Origin of the sequence: Glutamicibacter sp. BW77, assembly GCF_002332285.1 — a bacterium.
Taxonomy (GTDB): Bacteria; Actinomycetota; Actinomycetes; order Actinomycetales; family Micrococcaceae; genus Glutamicibacter; species Glutamicibacter bergerei.
In genome coordinates, this window is record NZ_NRGT01000037.1 from 47,035 (window position 1) to 68,007 (window position 20,973).

19 protein-coding genes are annotated in these 20,973 nt (G+C 59.8%); 1 reads left to right on the top strand and 18 read right to left on the bottom strand.

Annotation, left to right across the window (positions count from 1 at the left end; genetic code table 11):
- Nucleotides 1-328: 328 nt before the first annotated feature.
- The gene (locus CIK74_RS04030) at nucleotides 329-934 is read left to right on the top strand and encodes a methyltransferase (RefSeq protein ID WP_096254488.1); all 606 of its coding nucleotides are present in this window, start codon (nucleotides 329-331) and stop codon (nucleotides 932-934) included.
- Nucleotides 935-1,013: 79 nt separating this feature from the next.
- Here the strand turns inward: CIK74_RS04030 and dapF are convergent, their stop codons facing one another.
- From dapF to CIK74_RS04120, 18 genes are all read right to left on the bottom strand, one after another.
- Entirely contained in the window at nucleotides 1,014-1,946 is a 933-nt protein-coding gene (gene dapF, locus CIK74_RS04035; protein ID WP_096254489.1) for a diaminopimelate epimerase, read from the bottom strand.
- Nucleotides 1,947-1,954: 8 nt separating this feature from the next.
- A complete protein-coding gene (gene miaA, locus CIK74_RS04040; protein ID WP_096254490.1) occupies nucleotides 1,955-2,875 on the bottom strand; it encodes a tRNA (adenosine(37)-N6)-dimethylallyltransferase MiaA in 921 nt (306 codons plus the stop codon).
- Nucleotides 2,876-2,879: 4 nt separating this feature from the next.
- Nucleotides 2,880-4,388 carry a tRNA (N6-isopentenyl adenosine(37)-C2)-methylthiotransferase MiaB gene (miaB, locus tag CIK74_RS04045; RefSeq protein WP_096254491.1) on the bottom strand — a complete coding sequence of 503 codons (1,509 nt, stop codon included), beginning with the start codon at nucleotides 4,386-4,388 and terminating at the stop codon, nucleotides 2,880-2,882.
- Between the two features lie 884 nt (nucleotides 4,389-5,272).
- A complete protein-coding gene (locus tag CIK74_RS04050) occupies nucleotides 5,273-6,037 on the bottom strand; it encodes a regulatory protein RecX (protein WP_240520453.1) in 765 nt (254 codons plus the stop codon).
- A gap of 98 nt (nucleotides 6,038-6,135) precedes the next feature.
- Nucleotides 6,136-7,179 carry a recombinase RecA gene (gene recA, locus CIK74_RS04055; RefSeq protein WP_096254492.1) on the bottom strand — a complete coding sequence of 348 codons (1,044 nt, stop codon included), beginning with the start codon at nucleotides 7,177-7,179 and terminating at the stop codon, nucleotides 6,136-6,138.
- A 234-nt stretch (nucleotides 7,180-7,413) separates the two neighbouring features.
- Nucleotides 7,414-7,638, bottom strand: a complete 225-nt coding sequence (locus tag CIK74_RS04060; RefSeq protein WP_096254493.1) for a DUF3046 domain-containing protein — start codon at nucleotides 7,636-7,638, stop codon at nucleotides 7,414-7,416.
- Between the two features lie 76 nt (nucleotides 7,639-7,714).
- Nucleotides 7,715-8,137, bottom strand: a complete 423-nt coding sequence (locus tag CIK74_RS04065) for a helix-turn-helix domain-containing protein (RefSeq protein ID WP_096254494.1) — start codon at nucleotides 8,135-8,137, stop codon at nucleotides 7,715-7,717.
- Nucleotides 8,138-8,333: 196 nt separating this feature from the next.
- Complete coding sequence (locus CIK74_RS04070; protein ID WP_096254495.1) at nucleotides 8,334-8,816, bottom strand: CinA family protein; 483 nt, start codon at nucleotides 8,814-8,816, stop codon at nucleotides 8,334-8,336.
- Between the two features lie 14 nt (nucleotides 8,817-8,830).
- Complete coding sequence (gene pgsA / locus CIK74_RS04075; protein ID WP_096254496.1) at nucleotides 8,831-9,442, bottom strand: CDP-diacylglycerol--glycerol-3-phosphate 3-phosphatidyltransferase; 612 nt, start codon at nucleotides 9,440-9,442, stop codon at nucleotides 8,831-8,833.
- Between the two features lie 3 nt (nucleotides 9,443-9,445).
- Entirely contained in the window at nucleotides 9,446-12,373 is a 2,928-nt protein-coding gene (locus CIK74_RS04080; RefSeq protein WP_096254497.1) for a DNA translocase FtsK, read from the bottom strand.
- 257 nt (nucleotides 12,374-12,630) lie between these two features.
- Complete coding sequence (locus CIK74_RS04085; RefSeq protein WP_096254498.1) at nucleotides 12,631-12,984, bottom strand: TM2 domain-containing protein; 354 nt, start codon at nucleotides 12,982-12,984, stop codon at nucleotides 12,631-12,633.
- 446 nt (nucleotides 12,985-13,430) lie between these two features.
- Nucleotides 13,431-14,222, bottom strand: coding sequence for an ABC transporter ATP-binding protein (locus tag CIK74_RS04090; RefSeq protein WP_096254499.1), 792 nt, complete (start codon nucleotides 14,220-14,222; stop codon nucleotides 13,431-13,433).
- Between the two features lie 28 nt (nucleotides 14,223-14,250).
- A complete protein-coding gene (locus tag CIK74_RS04095) occupies nucleotides 14,251-15,372 on the bottom strand; it encodes an iron ABC transporter permease (protein ID WP_096254500.1) in 1,122 nt (373 codons plus the stop codon).
- Nucleotides 15,369-16,622 carry an MFS transporter gene (locus tag CIK74_RS04100; RefSeq protein ID WP_096254501.1) on the bottom strand — a complete coding sequence of 418 codons (1,254 nt, stop codon included), beginning with the start codon at nucleotides 16,620-16,622 and terminating at the stop codon, nucleotides 15,369-15,371. Before CIK74_RS04100 ends, CIK74_RS04095 begins: the two co-directional genes overlap by 4 nt.
- Complete coding sequence (locus CIK74_RS04105; protein ID WP_096254502.1) at nucleotides 16,619-17,932, bottom strand: opine metallophore biosynthesis dehydrogenase; 1,314 nt, start codon at nucleotides 17,930-17,932, stop codon at nucleotides 16,619-16,621. The genes CIK74_RS04100 and CIK74_RS04105 overlap by 4 nt, the downstream gene beginning before the upstream one ends.
- Nucleotides 17,933-17,935: 3 nt before the next feature.
- Nucleotides 17,936-18,781, bottom strand: coding sequence for a class I SAM-dependent methyltransferase (locus CIK74_RS04110; protein WP_205738242.1), 846 nt, complete (start codon nucleotides 18,779-18,781; stop codon nucleotides 17,936-17,938).
- Nucleotides 18,774-19,697 (bottom strand): hypothetical protein, encoded by a 924-nt coding sequence (locus CIK74_RS04115; RefSeq protein WP_096254504.1) that lies wholly within the window; start codon nucleotides 19,695-19,697, stop codon nucleotides 18,774-18,776. Before CIK74_RS04115 ends, CIK74_RS04110 begins: the two co-directional genes overlap by 8 nt.
- A complete protein-coding gene (locus CIK74_RS04120) occupies nucleotides 19,694-20,686 on the bottom strand; it encodes an ABC transporter substrate-binding protein (RefSeq protein WP_240520454.1) in 993 nt (330 codons plus the stop codon). The genes CIK74_RS04115 and CIK74_RS04120 overlap by 4 nt, the downstream gene beginning before the upstream one ends.
- Nucleotides 20,687-20,973: the final 287 nt, after the last annotated feature.

The following is a 20,973-nucleotide window of genomic DNA, read 5'->3' on the forward strand; positions in this document are numbered from 1 at the left end:
GTTCGCTCATACCGGTCCTTAGATTGAGGGCAAAAAGCCGTCGATGTTCAGATGAAGTGCTGGTTACCGGGAGATGGCGAGGATGCACCGTGGGGTGCGCTGAGCCTAGAAATAGCAATAGACTTTGCCGTCTTCGGGCTTATTGTTCCCCGGCGGCGCATAGAAATAGCGCCGGATGTCGGGGGTAAGCCTAGGTAACCGATGTGGGTTACGTCTTAGACGAAGATCAAAGTCATAGGTAAAACTCTATCAGTGAACGGACCCACGCGTATATCGGCTAGCTCACGTTGTTTGCCCGGCCTCGCGCGCAGACGATAATCTTTTGCTTATGAGCTCCGATCATTACTTCAGTGCCAGCCCCGCCTCGGCCGACGAACGCCGTAGCGTGACCGTCGAATTAAACGGCGCGCGCCATCAGGTGCAGACCGCTCCGGGGATCTTCTCCCCCGCCGGTTTGGACAAAGGCACCGCCATTTTGCTGGAGTACGTGCCGAACCCGCGCGGCCGCATCTTAGACATCGGCTGCGGTTGGGGCCCGATCATGCTTACCGCCGCGTTGCAGAGCCCGGAGTCCGAAGTTTTTGGTGTCGACGTTAATGAGCGTTCCATTGAACTTGCCAAGTTAAATGCGCAAGGCTTGGGGTTGAAGAACGTTTCGGTGGGCACCCCCGACTCGATTGATCCGCAGTTGCAGTTCGACACGATTTGGTCCAACCCACCGATTCGCGTCGGCAAAGAAGCTCTACATGAATTGTTGCTGCTTTGGTTGCCTCGGCTGGCTCCGGGTGGCGAGGCCTGGATGGTAGTGCAGAAGAACCTAGGCAGCGACTCGTTACAAAAGTGGATGGGCACCGTACTGCCCAAGGATTGGAAGATCACCCGCGAGGCGACCTCCAATGCCTTCCGCGTGCTGAAGATAGCTCGGCCCGTCTAACGGCTGGCATCAGCACTAAACCTCAACGGCCTGCCGGCGAATCATTATTTCGCCGGCAGGCCATTTTTGATCTGTTGGCCTAGCTTGCGCCGACAACCCCGCGGGCTACCAACATCGCAGGGCCGGAAAGAATCGTGTCTTCATTGCCATCGGCGGTGGTCGCAAATTCGACACCCACCAATCCGCCTGGAACCTCCACTGCCCACTGATTGATCAGCGCGGTGCCGCGAGCCCAGTAGCGCATGGCGGCCGCCGCCGCACACGCACCGGTACCGCAGGATAGGGTTTCTCCCACCCCGCGCTCATATACCCGCATTTTGATGTGAGCCACGCCGTCGTTGATCAATGGTTCGGAGGGAACCACAAATTCGACGTTGGTTCCGTGCGGTGGCGTCGGGGAAACTTCTGGGAGGGCGGTGAGGTCCAGGTTTTCGAGCAACTGCGCTTCAGGTAGCGCCACCACGGTGTGTGGGTTACCCATGGTGATGCTCAGCGCCGGGTGCGGCTGTTCCCAATTACGGGCAAGCACCAGCGAGTCTACGGAGTCCGCACCGGCTTTGGCCTCGTGTACTAGTCCCCACGGGCCAAGGTTCGCCGCGTAACCATCGACTAATCGGGTGACGGTTTTGACACCCGCGCGACTGCCAATCTGCAAACTGGCACCGATCGGGAGATTAACCAGCCCTTCAGCGAGCAGGTAGTGCACAAATGCTCGTACCCCGTTGCCGCACATTTCGGCGATGGACCCGTCGCTGTTGCGGTAGTCCATGAACCAGTAGGCCTTAGGGTGTTCGAGTATCTGTGTTTCAAAACCGGGCACCTTGGAGGTGGGGATGGCGCGAATTAACCCATCACCACCAATGCCAAAACGACGGTGACAGAGCGCGGCGACCTGCTCGGCGGTGATGTTCCGGGTACCTTCAGGATCCGCAAGCAGCACGAAGTCGTTGCCGGTGGCATGCCCCTTAGCGAAGGGTAGCCCTGCAAGCTGGTCTAGTTCGGTGCGGTACATCTCGCTCCTTAGCTGGTGGGGTGAGCCGGGTTCAGTAGTGCTAATGCCTTATCCAACAGGCCAGGTTCTTTGGGGTTAAGCCAGTTCACTCGTGGGTCGGCGTTGAACCAGGTCAGCTGCCGGCGGGCAAACTTCCTGGTGGCGATGATGGTCGCTTCGATGGCGTCTGCGCGACTCATTTTACCGTCCAAATAGTCGGTGTACTGTTGGTAGCCGATCGCCCTTGAAGCCGTTTTTCCTTCGCGCAAACCCTTGCCTAACAGCTCGGCGACTTCCTCGGCAAAACCCATTCGGTCCATTTTGCGTACACGTTCGGCCAACGTCTCATGTAACGCAGCACGCTCGTAATTTAGTCCGATCTGCAACCCCGGTTGGAAGTACTCACGGTTTGGCATAAATGAGCTAAACGCACGACCCGAAATTTCGAACACTTCCAGCGCCCGGATCGCCCGGCGTGTGTCCAGATTACGTGCTGCCGAGATCGGATCAACTTCAGCCAACCGGCGACGTACCTGCCCATCACCGTGTTCCTGCACTTCGGCCTCGAGCCGATCACGCACTTGGCGGTCGGTAGGCGGAAAATCAATGACATCCAAAGCGGCACGGACATATAGCCCAGAACCGCCGACCATCACCGGCACCTTGCCGTGCGCACGAATCTGCTCAAAATGTTCCCGAGCTTGGGCCTGAAATTGTGCCACCGACGCTTCGTCGCTCACGTTCATAATGTCTAGCAGGTGGTGCTCAATGCCACCACGCTCGCCCGGTGCCAATTTGGCCGTGCCGATGTTCATGCCACGGTAAAACTGCAGCGCATCAGAGTTGACGACTTCGCCGCCCAACTTTTGCGCCAGTGCGATCGCCAAATCTGACTTGCCGGTACCAGTCGGGCCAACGATGGTGATCACCGGCAATTGCGAAGAGGTCATCGCCTTAGCCGCGTACCTTCAACGTTGGCATACCGAGATTGGTTTTACCGACAGCGCTCCCACCAGACGTTGGTACGCCACAGCTATCGGCCTGCGAGCGATCCCAGGCGTCACCGGCTCGTGATCGGCGCAGCGAGTACTGCTCCAACGATGGGTCAGAAACCAGGTGGAATGCTGCTGCCTCAGTGATTGGTACGGTCACCACATCTCCCGGACGTGGGGTCTCACCACCTTCAGGCACTGAGAAGTGCACCAGACGCTGATCGCGGGAACGGCCCGAAAGCCGGTGAGTTTCCTCGGCCTTGCGCCCGGATTGTTCGGTCACCAAAACCTCCACGGTGCGCCCGAGTTGCTTGGCATTTTCTTCCTTGGCGATGCGGTCCTGCAGCGCGGTCAGACGTTCGAAGCGTTCTTGGACAACTTCCTTGGGCAGCTGATCGGGCAGCTCGGCGGCTGGGGTTCCCGGGCGTTTGGAGTATTGGAAGGTGAATGCGGTAGCAAAGCGGGAAGCCTCAACCACGTCGAGCGTGGCTTGGAAGTCTTCCTCGGTTTCTCCGGGGAAGCCAACAATAATGTCGGTACTTATCGCCGCGTGCGGCATCCGCTCGCGGACCTTGTCCAAGATACCGAGGAACTTCTTTGAACGGTAGGAACGGCGCATATCTTTGAGCACCTTGTCCGAACCGGATTGCAGCGGCATGTGTAGCTGCGGCATTACGTTCGGAGTTTCGGCCATCGCTTCGATGACATCGTCGGTGAATGCGGCCGGGTGAGGGCTGGTGAATCGCACACGTTCCAACCCGTCGATTTCACCACAGGCGCGCAGTAGCTTACCGAAGGCCAGACGGTCACCAAATTCGATGCCGTAGGAATTTACGTTTTGTCCCAGCAGAGTAACTTCGACAGCGCCATCGGCAACTAATGCTTTGATTTCGGCGAGAATTTCACCCGGCCGGCGATCTCGTTCCTTACCGCGCAGGGCGGGAACAATGCAGAAGGTGCAGGTGTTGTTGCAGCCCACGGAGATCGAAACCCAACCTGCATATACCGATTCACGTCGGGTAGGCAAAGTAGAGGGAAAAACATCCAATGATTCAAGGATCTCTAGTTCTGCCTGCTGATTGTGCTCGGCGCGGCTAAGCAGTGCTGGCAGCGAGCCGATATTGTGCGTGCCAAAAACAACGTCCACCCACGGAGCCTTTTGCAGAATGGTTTCGCGGTCCTTTTGCGCCAAGCATCCGCCCACGGCAATCTGCATACCAGGATTTACATCCTTGACGCTTTTAAGCATTCCAAGGTTTCCGTAGAGCTTGTTGTCGGCGTTTTCACGCACCGCGCAAGTATTGAACACGACGACGTCTGCGACAGCATCCGGGTCAGTTTCGTCTTTGCGTGCCAGACCCGCGTCTTCCAAAAGGCCTGATAGGCGTTCGGAATCATGCACGTTCATTTGGCAACCGTAGGTGCGAACCTCATAGGTCCGCGCAGAAATTTCGGTTCTAACTGGGGTCATCTCGTCCAACTCACTCACTCCTCAAGGTTACCCAATTAGGTGACCCGCGACATCTTAGCCATGGCTTAACCGATGGCTTCTCCCAAAATCGATGAAAAACAGTAACCTCATCAATCCGGAAACCGATTCTGAGCACGGCGAAGCAATGTAGGTGTGATCTGCGGATTCCTCGGCGATCTTCTAATTCTTTGTTTGGCGCGAGGGGCACAGCGAATACCGACCGTTTGCCACAGGCAGGTCATAGTCGCCTAAACCTCGTGTTGAATTTATACCGCACGCCTCTGCCACAATGAATATGAGCAGAACTAGCTACCACGCCGCAGTCGATCCGGACAGTTCTAATACTGGCCTGCAGCACGACTGACAAATAGTGCGCCTACGTTGCAGAACCAACCGGAGGTCCCATGAACATTGAAGACAATTCTTCCTACCGAGACCATGTGGTAAAGGACTCTGGTGCGACATCGCCACATCTAGAGGAACAATCAACGGAAAAATCTGTTGCCGGTTTGAGCAAGAGTCAAAATTTCATCTGACAATGTTGCTGTTGACACTCGGGCTACTGATCATGCTTCCGTTGTGTTTCGCCGGATTTGCGGTCACTTTTCCACGGGTTGATTCGGTATTATTCGGCTTATTTGGAGCCTCTGCTATTGCAGGTATTCTCACTTTAATATTCTGGATTGCGTATTCACTCAATCGATTCCTGCGTTGAGAGCCTTCGCACCATCAAGTTCTCACAAATCAACAATTAAGTGAGCTCGATTTGTTATGGATAAGTTCGCAGTGTGATGATCTTCAGAAGCTTTGAAGCCTTAGCAACTGCAATGACATTGGCACCACACGTTGCCATGGGTCATAGCTGACCGATCTTGACTAACGAGTCATTTCTCTCCGTAACGCTCTTCCCACTCTTCACGGGCAACCTTGAATGCCATCGAACCGTGATAGCCCTTGCGTCCGAGCATGCCAACGAGTCGGCGTAGGGCCTTGTCCCGATCTAGCCCCATGGATGCCGGGCGAAGTTTGGTGCGCGCCAGTTCTCGGGCTCGCTGTTCTTCGGCTTCATCGTCGATTTGTTCCAGCGCCTCGGAGGCCACCTCGTCGTCGATCCCTTTGGTGCGCAGTTCACGGCGAATAGCGCCGCGAGCAAGTCCTCGGGAACGGGCACGTGCCACAACCCAGGATTTTGCGAATCGTTCGTCATCGACCAAGTTCAACTCGGCGTAACGCTCCAGCACCTCGTCGGCAATGTCTTCGGGACATTCCTTTTCCAGCAATTTATCTTTGAGTTGTTTGTTGGTTTTATCGCTAGCGGTGAGCTGGCGCAAGACGATGCCACGGGCTTTTTCACGCCACTGGTCATCGCTAAATACTTCGGGCTCATCGGATTCGCGGGCGGCACGGCGTTCTGAACGCGCCTGGCGGCGCTCCTTTTTCGTCGGGCTTTCGGTGACGGGCGCCTTGTTGGCCACGATGTTTTCCATCGCTGAGCGGAGCTCGTCTACGGTTTGCGGGGCGGCTGTTTTGGAGCCGCCGGACAGTATCTGGGTGACTTCGCTGCCCTTGGCGGCCCGGGGTTCACGGATTGGCTTAGGGTTTTTTAGCTCTTCTAGTTCCTGCTCGCTGGGTTTGGCCCAGTCAGGCATGTCATCTAGGTCGCCATGAAACTCTTTGGAAACGGACGTAGCGTCCGACCCGGATCGAAATCCGGGTCGGACGCTACGTTTATTGAAGCCTGAGGCCACTACTTATCGCCCTCGACGATTCGCAGGTCAGCCTCTCCTTCTTCGCCGTCTTCGAGAATGCCAAGCTTAGTCAGAATCTGGCGTTCCAGCTCATTGGCCAGATCAGGGTTGTCGCGCAGGAAGCGACGCGCGTTTTCCTTACCCTGGCCCAGCTGGTCACCATCGTAGGTGAACCATGCGCCGGACTTTTTGACCATGCCATGCTCAACACCCATATCGATCAGGCTACCCTCGCGGGAAATACCGTGGCCGTAAAGGATGTCGAATTCAGCCTGCTTGAAAGGAGGCGCCATCTTGTTCTTGACGATCTTGCAACGGGTGCGGTTACCGACTGCGTTGGTTCCCTCCTTGAGAGTCTCAATGCGGCGGATGTCGATACGTACCGAAGCGTAGAACTTCAGAGCCTTGCCACCGGTGGTGGTTTCGGGACTACCGAAGAAGACACCAATCTTTTCACGTAGCTGGTTAATGAAGATCGCGGTGGTCTTTGAGTTCGACAGGCGTCCGGTGATCTTACGCAGTGCCTGAGACATCAAACGCGCCTGCAGACCAACGTGGCTGTCGCCCATTTCGCCTTCAATTTCGGCACGTGGCACGAGGGCAGCCACGGAGTCAATCACGATGATATCCAGTGCGCCGGAGCCCACCAACATGTCCATGATTTCTAGAGCCTGTTCACCGGTGTCTGGCTGGGAGACCAGCAGTGCGTCGGTGTCCACGCCAAGCTTCTTTGCGTATTCAGGGTCAAGTGCGTGCTCAGCGTCGATGAAAGCTGCAACGCCGCCAGCCTTCTGCGCACTGGCAACTGCGTGCAGAGCCAGAGTGGTCTTACCCGAGGATTCTGGGCCGTAGATCTCCACGACTCGACCACGGGGAAGGCCGCCTATGCCCAGCGCAACGTCCAATGCCACCGAGCCGGTGGGGATGACCTCAACGGCTGCGCGGGTGGTGTCACCCAAACGCATGAGTGAGCCCTTGCCGAAAGCCTTGTCGATTTGGCCCAGAACGGACTCGAGAGCCTTTTCCCGATCATTACTTGCCATGGTTCACCTTTGGTCATGCAGGCCGTTGCGCGACCTGCCAATCAATCTTTGTACTGTATCTAGACAGTATGAGCGCCAACCGACACTTTAGACCGCTTGGGCCCGAGGTGTGGACAAACTCTGTGTGCTGTTGTTAATAGAATAACCTAATCCGAACAGATGTTCGAAATCAAGTAAGCGTGTTTCGAATATTTTTCAGTTCTTCGAAGACTGCACCGCGCGGAAGTCGCGTGCTTAGGGCTCTTTGATTTCCAGATCCACGCCCAACCAACGCTCGGGTGGCAGATCCTGCGCGCGGCAGATCGCTTCCCAAACCTCTCTGGGCTTGATTCCTTTTCCTAGTGCTTCGGTGGCATTCATGCTCTGCAGCTCAGTGAGCGCAAGCGAATCAGCCAGGGTGCGCGAATAGATCGAACCAAATTCATGATCCATATTTCGCCAGAATTCACTATTTTTCACGACTCATATTCTTCCATGCATAACACGAGGGCCCTCGCATTTGCGAGGGCCCTCGAGTCGAAAACTTAGGTTGAGATTAGACCGATGCCAGTGGCTTGCCGTTGCGGCTTTCGACGTCCGCGGCGAATTCATTGGTCAGATCCAATGGAACGGTATCCGGAATAGTTACACCCTCGGCCAATGCGATGCGATCGGAAACTTCACGAAGCATCAGTGAGAGCGGCACCTCCAAGGCGGTGCAGATGGAGGAAAGCAACTCAGAGGATGCTTCCTTCTGGCCACGCTCAACCTCGGATAGGTATCCAAGGGAAACACGGGCGCTATGGGAAACCTCGCGTAGGGTCCTGCCCTGACGTTGACGAACATCGCGCAGGACGTCACCGATTTCATGCCGGAGTACTACCATTTTGCGTTCCTCCTTCTCGGGCTGGACCGAATGGGCTTCTCCCATATCGCGCCAACGGACGACACCATTGACAGTTACGGGTTGCTTCACCATGTGTATAGCCTCTACTCCTAGGTCCTTCTCAAAAGATACAGCTTGCCGAAGAGCCAAACCTTCGGCCCTTCAATTCGTATAACCACACGTTATACGGATTTGTTCCCGACACCTCAGCCTAATCATAAATATGCGACGTACGCCACATATCAGTGAAATATTGTGAAGTTTCTGGGTATTAATAGTATCTCGCGTCTTACTGTGAAGAAGCTTTACCCAAAATGGCAGCTAGCTGATTGATCGCCGCGATGGTGCTTCGTTCTCGGATTTTGGCGCGATCCCCCACAAAGTGGTGGGCAACAAAACCAGATTCTTCCTTGTAGGCCCAGCCAATGAATACTGTGCCTACGGCTTTTCCGTCATGGGGTTGCGGTCCGGCTACCCCGGTGGCCGAGACCGTTAGTTGCGCACCACAGGCACTTTGCGCACCAACTGCCATCTGGCGGGCGACTTCCCCGTCTACCGAACCAGCTTGGGCCAGCAAGGATTGATCCACCCCAAGCAGTGAAGCCTTAACCTCGGAAGAATAGCTGATCACTCCCCCGCGCAAAACGGCCGAAGCGCCGGACACCTCGGCAAGCGTGGCCGCGATCAAACCGGCAGTTAACGATTCGGCGGTAGCGATTTGAACGTTTGCGGCGATCGCCGCCGTGATCACCGGGATGGCCTGGGGTTCCATGCGCTGCACCTAAACTACTTGGCCCTGGCTGCAGAACGCAGCTTGGCGGCCTTGTAGATGTATTCCAAACCGGTCAGCACGGTGACCGCCATGGTCAGCAACATCAAGATGAACGCGATCATGTTCAGCCAGTCGATCGTCTGGGTATATGGCAGCAGGTAAAGGCCGATAACCACCGCCTGCATCACGGTTTTCACCTTGCCGCCCATATTTGCGGCGATAACCCCATAGCGGATCACTGCCAGACGCAGCAGCGTGATACCCCACTCGCGGACCAGGATCACGAGGGTGATCCACCAAGCCAGTTCGCCGAGCATGGACAGTACTACCAGCGCGGAGCCGGTGAGCAGTTTGTCCGCGATAGGATCCGCAATTTTACCGAAGTTGGTAATCAGTCCGCGGCTGCGGGCCAGGTCTCCGTCGAGTTTGTCGGTGTACATGGCCACCACGAACAGCGCCAGGGCCACCCAGCGCCACAGGCCTTGTTCGCTGTTATCAGCCAGCAAGGCCCAGACAAAGAACGGCACCATGATGATGCGGACGGTGGTCAGGACGTTAGCAATGTTCAGGTTCGGGACCGGGGCGTGCGCCGGGGAATCCTCGGGCTGCGGGGCGTGCGCGCTCATGGTTTAGTTTCTTCCTGTCAGGTCCCAGGCGTCCTCGCCCGGTTCGTCGGCTTCATCAAAGTATTCGGTGGCGGGCTCGCGCTTAGCCAGGTCCTGGGCAACCAGATCCACCGGTTCGGCGTGATTCACATTGGCCTCGTTAACCAGTGCTGCTTCGGCGGCGGTGGCCTGATGGTTGGTGGCGTCATCGTCCCCACGCATGGCGGCGAGCACCATTGGCAGGTCATCAGGCTGGATCAGCACATCGCGGGCCTTGGAACCCTCCGAAGGTCCCACCACGCCGCGCGATTCCATCAGGTCCATCAGGCGTCCGGCCTTGGCGAAGCCAACACGTAGCTTACGCTGCAACATCGAGGTGGAACCGAACTGGCTGGTGACCACAAGCTCGGTGGCCTGCAACAGCAAGTCCAAATCGTCGCCGATATCCTCATCGATGGTCTTCTTTTTCTCAGCCACCGGGGTGACATCATCACGGTATTCGGGCTTGAGCTGACCGCGCACGTGGTTGACCACGCGCTGGATTTCCGATTCGGTCACCCAGGCACCCTGAACACGCATGGGTTTGGAGGTACCCATGGGCAAGAAGAGCGCGTCACCCTGGCCGAGCAGCTTCTCGGCTCCGGGCTGATCGAGCACCACACGTGAGTCGGTGACCGAGGAAGTTGCGAAGGCCATGCGCGATGGCACGTTGGCCTTGATCAGGCCGGTCACCACATCCACCGAGGGACGCTGCGTAGCGAGCACCAGATGAATGCCGGCGGCACGCGCCAGCTGGGTGATGCGCACGATGGAATCTTCCACATCTCGTGGGGCAACCATCATCAGGTCGGCGAGCTCATCGACGATGACCAGCAGGTATGGGTAGGGTTTCATCACGCGCTTGGACCCCTCGGGCGGGATCACCTTGCCGGCACGCACGCCCTTGTTGAAGTCGTCGATGTGCTTGTAACCGAAGTTCGCCAGGTCATCGTAGCGAGTGTCCATTTCACGGACCACCCACTGCAGTGCCTCGGCGGCCTTCTTCGGGTTGGTGATGATCGGGGTGATCAAGTGTGGCACGCCCTCGTAGGCGGTGAGCTCCACACGCTTAGGGTCAACCATCACCATGCGCACCTCGTCCGGGGTGGAACGCATCAAGATCGAAGTGATCATCGAGTTCACGAAGGAGGATTTGCCGGCGCCGGTAGCACCGGCGACCAAGAGGTGAGGCATCTTGGCCAGGTTCGCCACGACGAAGCCGCCCTCGACGTCCTTGCCCACGCCCATCACCATCGGGTGCTCGGTCTTGCGCGCGTTATTCGAGCGCAGCACATCGCCCAGGGCGACGATTTCCTTATCGGTGTTCGGGATCTCGATGCCGATGGCGGACTTGCCGGGGATCGGCGACAGGATGCGCACGTCCGAGGAGGCCACCGCGTAGGAGATGTTCTTGGACAGCGCGGTGACCTTTTCCACCTTGGTGCCCGGGGACAGCTCGATCTCGTAGCGGGTCACCGTGGGACCGCGGGAGAAGCCGGTGACGTGGGCCTCCACCTTGAACTGCTGCAGCGTATTGGTCAGCGCCGCGACGATGGCCTCGTTGGCCTCGGAAGCTTCCTTAGCTGGCGGGCCAGCGGGCAGGAAGTCATCTTGTGGCAGCGTATAGGTGACATCGCCGGAAAGCTGAAGCTGTTCGGTACGCTGCGGGATTGGTTCCAGTGCGGGAGCCGGTCGGGTGTGGTTCACCGCGACGGTCGGCATCGCATCGGTGTCTGGCTCGGGTTCGCTGACACTGTTTAGGCCAACTTGTTCCATGATCGCAGCCATCTCGGCCTCGGCCTTGGTGGGGCGTTTGACGCCCGGTGGCGGGACAGCAGGAGCGGCAGCAGCCGCGGATTTAGCGGCCAGGTCTGGACGCGCAATTGCCTCGGTGGCGGTGGAATCCGCGTCGTAGATCTCGGAAAGGGGCAGCGCGTTGGTTGCGGGCTCCGCGGGGTCAATGACGGCTTTATCGTAGGCGACATCACCGGGGCGCTCGTCGTGTCCGTCGCCATCTACGTTGTATACCTCGGAGACGCGTTTAGCCTCCGCACGGCGTTCGAAGAAATTCTTCTTCTTCGGCTTCGCCGCTGGCTCATGCTCAGCATCCGGGTATAGATAGGTCTGGTCGTGTGTTTCGGCGTGGGGGTCCAGTACCGCAGACTGCGCCACCGTGGGCGCGGTACGTTCGCGGTGTGGGTCCTGACCGAGCAACCGGTTGTAACCAATGCGCACGCGCGAGGCGATCTGCAATGGCGGGGTCGCGGTCATCACGAGCACCGAAAGAATAAGGAAGAAGATGTGTACTGCCATCGCGCCGGGGACCGAGATCATCAGTCCTAACGGGGTGCCCAGGATCGACCCGACCATGCCGCCGGCAGCCCAGAGGGCAGAGAAATCGTCACTGACCGACGGTGATCCGTTGGCCAAGGCGGCCACAGAGGCCCCTGCCAGGGTCATCATCAACAGGCCAATTCCGATGCGGTTATTTGATGCGTCTGCTTCCGGGTAGCGGAAGAGTCGGAAGGCACCGATGAACAGTATCACCGGCAACAGTACCGCCATGAAGCCCACTGAGCCTCCGGCCACCGCGTGCACGCCGCGTCCGAACCAGCCCACATCGCGTAGGCCCCACCACTCGACGATGGCAATGGTGATCGCGATCAGCGTGAGAAAGAGTCCGGTGCCGTCACGGCGTAGCTCAAAGTCGGGTTTGACCGTCGCGCCGATGCGGCGGAAGGCGCCACCAAAAATCCGGGCGATGCCCATCCACATGCTGCGAATTGCGCGCAGTGGAAGAGCGAGATCCTGTTCCGGGTTCTCGGGCGTTTTTTTGGCAGGCGAAGAGCTCGACGTTCGCGGTTTGCGCGTCGTCGGCTTCTTCTCCCCCTGCGACTGAGTGCGTGAGGCCATAGTTCTAGGGTATCGCCACCTACTGAATACCAGCCGAATTTACACGTCTGGCCGGGGATTGGTACTACCCGCTATTGGTCACAGTGCCGTATTCTCTGCGTGATTCCGACAGCGCTAGTGTGTGACCGGCGGTCAGGCTAGGTGGTAAACACTCAACCAGCGGACGGCTAGGTACGGGGTAGATGGGCTGTCTGAGCAAAAACTCCCAAGAAAGAATCGTGCGACGTACTTGGCCACTCCGCTGAGCACTGTTCGGGTTAGTAGCTGAAGTTTTCCCAGCTAGTGCCGATACCGAGAACCATGAAGATGACCGTGACTATCAGCGCCATCTTCTTGTGCTGCTCGTAGCCGGCCAGGGTATAACCTGACTTGTCGCGCATGGTGCCACACAGGATAAGAATGATATCTATCAAGGCCCAAATTCCGAAGCCTCCCAGGGTGACAAGTTTTAGGATACCTGTGCCAATTTTCCCTAGGTAAAATCGGTCGACTCCCAAAACGCCTAGGAACCACGACAGCAGCCAGGTAACGATGAAGTTCTTCTTGCCTTCACCGTTATACGCACCATTTTCAGATGCGGTGTATTGATAGTTGTTCGGGGAAACCGACATTTTTCTCCTGCTGTTGTTCGGTGCCATGCCTAAACGAAAAATACTACTTGGCAAACCAGCAAGCTATTCAGTGAAACACTCGTGGCGAAGGTTGCGAACAGATTACGGTGTTTTAGTTGAATCGATGAGCATGCTCCGAAGCGACAAACTCTCAGTCCTGTGTACAGCGCGCAAAGCTACATCGCGGCTAAAAATTTGGCAGTCCACAGTACAAAGATTCGGGTATCGAAACTAAACAAGATACTTATGAACGCTCCATAGATCTTGCCGCGTCACGAGGCCAAATCAGCCGAAAGCACTGGAACAACGCTCGGTAAGGAACATAGGTTTCGGGTCTTCACCTGCCACCAAGGTTCTTAATCATGATGCGCGTCTCGGCGGTAAATACGTTGGCCACGTTCACGGTACCGGCAACCAGTTCTTCTACCGTGGTGACGGCCACAGCACTATCGCGCAATCGTCTCCGGCGCACTTACTAGTTCGTCGGCCATGCTGAAGACTAGTTGTAGGGTGCCGCGCACGGACACCGGTTCGACATGGATCCCGTATACCCGCAGCAGCATCTCAGGGGTGAGCACCTGTTCGGGGGTGCCGCTGGCCACCATCTTCCCGTCTTGGAGCATGACCAGCTTCGTGCAATAGCGTGCGGCCAGGTTTAGGTCGTGCAGCACGACCACCGTGGTGACCCCGAGCTGCCCGACCATGCGCAGCAACTCGTGCTGGTAGCGGATGTCCAGGTGGTTGGTCGGCTCGTCCAACAGCAGGTGGTCCGCCTGTTGAGCCAGCGTGCGGGCCACCAGCACGCGCTGCTTCTCCCCACCCGAGAGGGTGGCATAGCGGCGATCGGCCAATTCTCGGGCACCGACCCGGGACAGTGCCGCGGCCACTGCCTGGTGGTCCTCTCGAGTGAAAGCGGTCAGCGCCTTGCGATGCGGTGCGCGGCCAAGCAGCACCATGTCAGCGACGGTCACCGGCAGATCGGTCGGCGTTTCCTGGGCGACCACTGCCACCCGGCGGGCCAGCTCGGTGCCACGCAGCTGGGCTATTGGCTGCTCATCGAGGGTGACTAGACCGGCGCGTGGTCGCAAGGCTGCGTACATGGTGCGCAGGAAGGTGGACTTGCCACTGCCGTTCGGGCCAATCAGCCCGACAACTTCTCCAGGCCCAGCCTGCAAGCCGGCGGATTGAACGACGAGTTTGCCGCCGTAGCCCACGGATACATCGGTTGCTGTGATCATGTTTGGGGCCCCCTTGGGCGGTTGGTTGTCATTGGGTGGGGTTCAGCTTGCGCACCAGCACGAAGAGCAACGGCGCTCCGAGCAAGGCGGTGACGATACCCAGCGGCAGCTCCTGCGGAACCAATGCCGTGCGAGCCAGCACATCGGCCCAGACCAAGAAGATCGCGCCGAGCAGCGCCGCCACCGGCAGTAGCTTGCGGTGTGTGGAGCCCACGCAGAGCCTGGCGATATGCGGGATGATCAACCCGACGAAACCGATGCCGCCGGAGGAAGCAACCAGCGCACCGACGCACAGCGCGGTCACCACCATCACCGCCGCACGCAGCTTCGCCGGAGAGATCCCCAGCGTCTGGGCCGTGGCATCGCCTATGGCCAACGCATCTAGTGGACGGGACCAGTACAGCAACAGCGCGGCGGTTCCGAGCACGACCACCCAGGTGAGCAGCGCAGACTGGCCGGTGGCCTGAGTCAACGAGCCGAGCGTCCAAAAGAGCACCGAGCGACCCGCGTTGGGGTCATCAGAGGCGAAGATCAGCAACGAGGTGAGCGCCTGTAATACGTAGCCGATGGCAACCCCGGCCAGTACCAGCCGGGTGGAGGTCATCTGTGAGCCGACCTTGGCCAGCAGGAACACCGCGAGTCCGGCGGCCAAAGCCCCGGCGAAAGCGCTGGTCGCCAGCGAAGCCGAGCCGATGCCGGCCGCGGCCCCAAACAGGATCGAGGCTGCCGAGAGTGTCGAGGCCCCGGAGGTCACACCCAGCAGGTAGGGCTCGGCCAGGATATTTCGGGTCAGCGCCTGCAGGGCGACCCCGGCCAGCGCTAGGCCGGCACCGACTGCGGATCCCAGAAGGACTCTGGGCACCCGCAGCAGTAACACGATGGATTCTTCGGAGTCGGTCCAGAGGCCCGTCGTTTGGCCGCCGGACAGGTGCTGTGTGAGGATCTGAAGCACGGTGCCCGGCTCGATAGCCACCGGACCGAGACCCACTGCCACCGGCAAGGTGACCAGTAGCGCGGCCAGCAGTCCGGCGATCCACAGCGCGGTGTGCCGAGTGCGCTTTTCATGCTCCAGATCATCTGCGGTGAACGCCAATGGAGCCACCTCCGGAGCGCTGCGCGGCTTAAGCAGCTTTGGATCCAATGTGGTCATGATGACCTTTCTAGTTTCTTATTGGAGGTTGTGGTGCGCAGGCTAAGCGCGGCGACCAAAGCGATCAGGGTGAACCCGCCGAGCGCCACCGCCGCAGCCAGGTACCCCGAGGCAGCCAGCGCTGCTCCTGAAGCTGCCGTACCCAGAAAAAGCCCTAGGGACATCCCCGCGGCGTTCAGGCTCAGCGCAGTGCCGCGCACTTGCGTGCAACGTCCCACCAGCAGGGTCATTACCGCGGCGGAAACCACCGCGTGGCTGGCCGAGAGCACCGCGGTGCCAGCCAATGCCAACGGCAGAACCGGCGCGAGGTAGACCCAGAACAATGCCAGCAGGGCAGTGCCCAAGCAGAGCGCCATCACCGCCCGGGTGCGTCGTTCGGAGTCCTCCGCGTTCAGCATCCGGCCGGCCAGCAGGTGCCCGAGGAAGAACGCACCGCCGCTGGTGGCCCAGACGAAGGCGAACCAACTGGGCGAAAGCTGAAGCTTGTCCGCATAGAGCGGGGCGAGGAAGGCCAAATGCCCCATCAGCGCGCCGGCGCGTCCGAAAGAGACCAGCAGCAGGGCGCGCGCCCCAGGAATGGCAGCCAGGTTGCGGAAGGCCGCGACATAACCTAGCCGCGCAGCTGTTTTGCTTGTCTCCGGCACGGACGTGGCTCCGCCGCCCTGACCATAGCGCAGCAAAGCCGGGATCAGCGCGATCGAGGCGATCGCGATGGCGATGAGGTTGCCTTGCCAGCCCCAGAACATGGCCGGCAGCACTAGCAGCGGTGCGCCCACCGTGGAGGCCAGAGTCTGCGCGGTCATGACTAAGGTGGCGGCACGGCCCGCGGCCGGTGTGGTGCCAAAGTGATCTGCAGCCGCGGTGGAAAGGGCCGGGTAAAGCAACGCGTTGGCCACCCCGGTGGCCAGACAGAAAGCCGCGAGCGCGGCCATCCCAGAGAAGGTGCCGAGCACCGCGGCGATCCCCATCAGCCCCAGGGCTGCGGCGGCGATCTTGCCCGGGGTGATGCGCCCGATCAGCGGGGCTAGCCCGACCCCGGCGAGCACCGCGCCCACCCCGGCCAGCCCGCGTAAGGAACCAACTTCTGCATAACCGGCTCCGGCCCAATCGGCAATCGGCACCAGGAAGGTGGAGAGCACGGTGAAGGGCAACAACCCAAGGGCCGAGGCCAGCAGGGCCGGCCAGATTTCGGTGATGATCTTGCGCTCGCTAGGAAGCTTTTCGGTGGTGTCCAATTCTGCCTCGCTCATGCGCCTACCGCGATCCCAGAGCAGATCATGCGCAGGTCCTCGGCGAAGTCCTGGACGGAGAAGGCCGCGGAGCGCGGCTGCCCATCGAGCTGGCGCGCAGCTTCTTGTAGCGCACCCTCGTAGGCGGCCAACAGGCGATCGATCGTCGGGCAGGGCACCGTTAGGTGGCGGGCTAGGCCCTGGATGATCTTGGTGCGGTAGTAGTCTTCCTTCGGCATCCGCGGCACATCCCATTGACCCTGGTCATTTTCGAAGACCGGGCGGAAGGCGATGGCCGAGAAGTCGAAGTACCGCCCCTGCTCATCTGGCTTGGAGAAGGGGTCGATGAGCAGCGAGGCGTAGCGCACGTAGAGTAGGTACTCCTGGTGGATGGCCGGCAGCTGCTCGAAGGCGGCCACGTCGGCCGGGTCGATGCTCTGTGGGTGCACCGGGTAGCTGTCTTGGAGCATGAAGGCCAGCAGGTTCACACCCTTCCCGCCCAGTGCGGCGATGATAGCCGAAAGCTCGTGCCACTGCTGAAGCATGGAGTGGATCAGCGCCGGGGTGACCGGCCCCTCCGGGTAGAGCTTGTAGACATACTGCGCAGGCTGCACCGGTTGCCCGGGTAGGGCCCGGGCAAAGACCGCGCGCAGCGCAACCTCGTTCATAAACAACGCCGGATGAACATACAGGGAGATGTTTCGAGCCTCGGCCTCGGCCGGCTGCTCAAGTACCTGGACCGAGGTACCTGCCGCTTCATGCACCGCGCACAGTCGCGCCACCGCCGGTGATGCACCTCGAGTAGACCCTGCGTAGATGCGTGCCTTGACCCCGACGGTCAGCACACAGGCGCCCGGGGTTCCTTCCGGCCAGCGCGTATCACCTAGGTAACTGGAGAAGCTAATGATTTCCAGGTCCGTGTCCTGCGTCCTGGCGAACTCGCGCACCAGTGCCCCTGAGCCCAAGGCTGGTGAGAGCAGCACGATGCGTTTGAATCCCGCTAACACGCTCGGTGGCAGCTCGCGAAGCACCGGAAGGTAGGCATCCGCCGTGACCGCTAGCACTAGGGTGTTCCACGATCCGGATACCGATCCGTAACCGTGGTAGCGGTGCACAAGACGCAGGTGACCTGCTACCCGCTGGTGGGCGACGTTTTGGACCTCGGCGCGAAGAGTACCCGCGTTGGCCTCCAACGCGGCGAAGAAGGCGTCCGAACGACGCGATTCGCGTCCGGCCAGGCCCACCTGCCCGGGCAGCCGCCCAAGCAGCACCGCGCTTTGCACGGCCACCGGTCCGGTCCCGGCGATGAGGATATTTCCTAATTCGTCCATCTGCTAATTACTTTCCGTTGTAGGTTGCTGCTTCACGTACAGCGCGATGTCGAATACCTGCTCTGGCTGATCAATGATGTCCACTAACCGCCAGAGCGCCGGATCGACCTGCTGCATCGGGTAGTTGAATAGCGATTTCAGCCCGTCACCGAATCGCATGGCCACCACCACGTCCTCGCGAGTCAGCGCGTGCATCTGTTGCAGCAGCTCGTATTTCACCGGAACCGTGGAGCTGATCACCACGTGGGTGGCCTGCGCGGTGAAGTCCAGCTCGTGCAGTGCGCGTTGCTCCAGCGCGATGTCCAGTCCCGCGCCGAGCTGGGCCACGACCCGGCGGCCCAGTGCAATGGACTCGGCGTCGATATCAACCCCAAGCACGGACGCGCCGGTGCGCGAAGCGACGTTCAGCAATGTCATCGGGAAGGACCCCGAACCGACGAGTAACAATTTCGAGTCCCCGGTCAGTACGACGGCCCCGAATTCCTCGGCGATGCAGGATTCGATGTTGGCGAAGTAGCCCTCCGCTCCCGCCTGCCCTTCCAACAGCCGCAGCGCCCGGTACTTCTCGATAACTGCCACGCAGCGCGCCGACTGGGTGCGGAGCCCATCGACCAACTCATCAGTGCCGGTGGCTGCAGCAAACTGCGCGAAGGCTGCCTCGTTGGCCGGGTTGGTGACAAAGTTCGCATATTCGGTCAGTAGCTCTTCGAGCTCATCTGCATCCCGCATCGAGCCGTCGTACCCGTTGGCGCCCGCCTCGAAGCGGCTCAGGTATTCAGCCAGCGTGCCCGGCATGTCCGGTGTGCTTCCGACAAGAGCCGGCGAGGTGTCTATTGTTGATTCAGCCATGGATGTATGCCGTCCCTTCGGCCACTATGGTCACTTGCCCGGCGACCCGCAGCCCGGTCACCTTTCCGCGTTCGTAGTCTGCCTGTACGTGCATGGTGCCACCGGGTTGCCGCACGGCGATGGACACCGGCGCTTGAGCCTTCGCGGCCAGATAGGCGCCGAGCGATGCAGTTCCCGAACCGCAACTGCCCTCCCACACCAGGCTGCCCAGCGCCGGGACGTTGATCAGCGGGGCCAGTTCGCCACGCACCGGGTCATAAAGCATCACCCCGACCACGGAGACGGCTTCGCTTCGCCCCAACTGCACGGCGGCCTGCTCGGCACGCTCGCGCAACGCCTGGTCGTGCGCGGAGCACTCGATGACCAGGTGCACCGCGACCGCGTACCGCACCATGGAGGTCCTCTCGGCGGAGCCCGGGAATCGGTACGGTTCGATCCGTACCGGCAACGGGCCGTCCAGCTGGCAGCTGTAGCCCGAGTTCCGGCGTTCGACGCGGCAGTCCAGCAGGTCTGCGGACCCCGAGGTCTCCAGACGAAGTTCGGCCGGGCCCGGAAGGTGCTGCGTCGCGGTGTGCAACGCAGCCAATGCCAGGGTGGCATTAACACAGAACTCGTTCCCCGCCATGTGCAGGCGCACCTGCGCCTGCGATGAAACGGCGGGCAGAACAAATCCAACCTGCTCGGCGTGCACATGCTCGGCGCGCAGCAGCTGGTCGGCGATCGAACGGTACTGAGACGTCGGGTGCCTGCTGGTGACTAGCACGGTGGTATTGCAGGTCGGACTGAGCTTCACGAAGTCGACCTCGAGGGTGTCTTGGGACTTGGCGTGGTGAGACCGGCCCGCGGTGGACACCGCGTGTGCGCGAAAGCCACCAGCACCGTGCGCGGGACGGCTCAGCTGCGCCGGCTGGCTCATGGCTTGGCCAGTCGTTCGGCCAGCAACTCGACTCCGTCCACGGCCAGTGGGCCCGGCGATGAGTAGTAGTAGTTCAGCGGCACCACGGCTGCGTCGTCGTCGATGGCCGATAGCCCGTCCAGCTCGGGCCGATCTCGCAGTGCCTCGCGCACGTCTTGGTCGGTTTCCAGTGCTGAGGATCCGGTTGGCAGGTACATGGCGAAGACCTTGTCGGCCGCGCTTGCGATCAGTTCTTCGGTGGAGGGTTCGAAGTAGCGCTTAGGCACCTTGGTGAACACGTTGTCCATGCCCAACAACGACATTTGCTCGGAGACCAGTGACTCATGCCCGTAGGAGCCGAGGGTTCCGGCGGCCGGCACGTACAACGGCAACCCACGCAGACCGACTTCCTGATCCACGCGCTGCGCGGCCGCGGCGACGCGATCGCGCATGCTTTGGACGGACTCTGCCGCGACCTGCTCGGTGCCAAAGAGCTTGCCGTAGGACTCGACGTCGCGGTAGATCTGCTCGAACCCGCTCAGCCCGCCGGTAGAACGGTCTTCGAATCCGGCGCAGTAGCCGCTTACCGTCAGCATCTGCACCCCGGCCGAGTCCAGGCGCTCGGCGAGGGAATCCAAATCTACTCCGGCGGCAATATCGGTTCCGATGACTACGTCCGCCCCCGAGCCGAGAATCATTTCGTAGGAGACATCGTGCGAGTCCTCGGTGATCCGCACCGCGTCATCGACCAAGGACTTAGTGGCCTCGTCGAAAGGTACTTGAAGGCTTCCGGCGTAGTGCGTCAGTTTGTCGCCAGCCCCGGCGGCTGCCAGCAAGGCTGGCGCCTCCGACCCGACCGCGAGCACGCTGCGTGGCACCGCGTCGAACACGACTTCCCGGCCGCAGCTGTCCAAGGTGATGGGCCCGGCCGATGATCCAGTCGGTGCGCTATCGGCGGAACCAACCGGGGATCCGCAGGCTGTTGCCACGGTCAAGATGAGTGCTGGCATGGCTACCATCCAAGGATTGATTCTTTTCATAGATCAGTGCTCCATTCGAGGTGACCAGTGCTGAGACGTCGGGTCTCAAGGGGCGCACCTGGCCATCAACAGCAAACACTAATGAGAATCATTATCAATTGTCAAAATGACTATTGTCCTTCTTCAGGCCCCACGGCAACTTCCATGACATTCATTCGAGAATTGCCCCGCCGCTTTACCCAGCCAAGTGGACGGAAGCTTGATCACTAACGACGAGGTCAACAATCGTTTAGACGGCAGTCACACCCAAAAATATG

Bases quoted from the DNA above. Each gene is read 5' to 3' on its own strand.
- CIK74_RS04030 (WP_096254488.1), top strand. From the start codon at position 329: ATGAGCTCCGATCATTACTTCAGTGCCAGCCCCGCCTCGGCCGACGAA.
- dapF (WP_096254489.1), bottom strand. From the start codon at position 1,946: ATGTACCGCACCGAACTAGACCAGCTTGCAGGGCTACCCTTCGCTAAG.
- miaA (WP_096254490.1), bottom strand. From the start codon at position 2,875: ATGACCTCTTCGCAATTGCCGGTGATCACCATCGTTGGCCCGACTGGT.
- miaB (WP_096254491.1), bottom strand. From the start codon at position 4,388: ATGACCCCAGTTAGAACCGAAATTTCTGCGCGGACCTATGAGGTTCGC.
- CIK74_RS04050 (WP_240520453.1), bottom strand. From the start codon at position 6,037: ATGCCTGACTGGGCCAAACCCAGCGAGCAGGAACTAGAAGAGCTAAAA.
- recA (WP_096254492.1), bottom strand. From the start codon at position 7,179: ATGGCAAGTAATGATCGGGAAAAGGCTCTCGAGTCCGTTCTGGGCCAA.
- CIK74_RS04065 (WP_096254494.1), bottom strand. From the start codon at position 8,137: ATGGTGAAGCAACCCGTAACTGTCAATGGTGTCGTCCGTTGGCGCGAT.
- CIK74_RS04070 (WP_096254495.1), bottom strand. From the start codon at position 8,816: ATGGAACCCCAGGCCATCCCGGTGATCACGGCGGCGATCGCCGCAAAC.
- pgsA (WP_096254496.1), bottom strand. From the start codon at position 9,442: ATGAGCGCGCACGCCCCGCAGCCCGAGGATTCCCCGGCGCACGCCCCG.
- CIK74_RS04080 (WP_096254497.1), bottom strand. From the start codon at position 12,373: ATGGCCTCACGCACTCAGTCGCAGGGGGAGAAGAAGCCGACGACGCGC.
- CIK74_RS04085 (WP_096254498.1), bottom strand. From the start codon at position 12,984: ATGTCGGTTTCCCCGAACAACTATCAATACACCGCATCTGAAAATGGT.
- CIK74_RS04090 (WP_096254499.1), bottom strand. From the start codon at position 14,222: ATGATCACAGCAACCGATGTATCCGTGGGCTACGGCGGCAAACTCGTC.
- CIK74_RS04095 (WP_096254500.1), bottom strand. From the start codon at position 15,372: ATGACCACATTGGATCCAAAGCTGCTTAAGCCGCGCAGCGCTCCGGAG.
- CIK74_RS04100 (WP_096254501.1), bottom strand. From the start codon at position 16,622: ATGAGCGAGGCAGAATTGGACACCACCGAAAAGCTTCCTAGCGAGCGC.
- CIK74_RS04105 (WP_096254502.1), bottom strand. From the start codon at position 17,932: ATGGACGAATTAGGAAATATCCTCATCGCCGGGACCGGACCGGTGGCC.
- CIK74_RS04110 (WP_205738242.1), bottom strand. From the start codon at position 18,781: ATGGCTGAATCAACAATAGACACCTCGCCGGCTCTTGTCGGAAGCACA.
- CIK74_RS04115 (WP_096254504.1), bottom strand. From the start codon at position 19,697: ATGAGCCAGCCGGCGCAGCTGAGCCGTCCCGCGCACGGTGCTGGTGGC.
- CIK74_RS04120 (WP_240520454.1), bottom strand. From the start codon at position 20,686: ATGCCAGCACTCATCTTGACCGTGGCAACAGCCTGCGGATCCCCGGTT.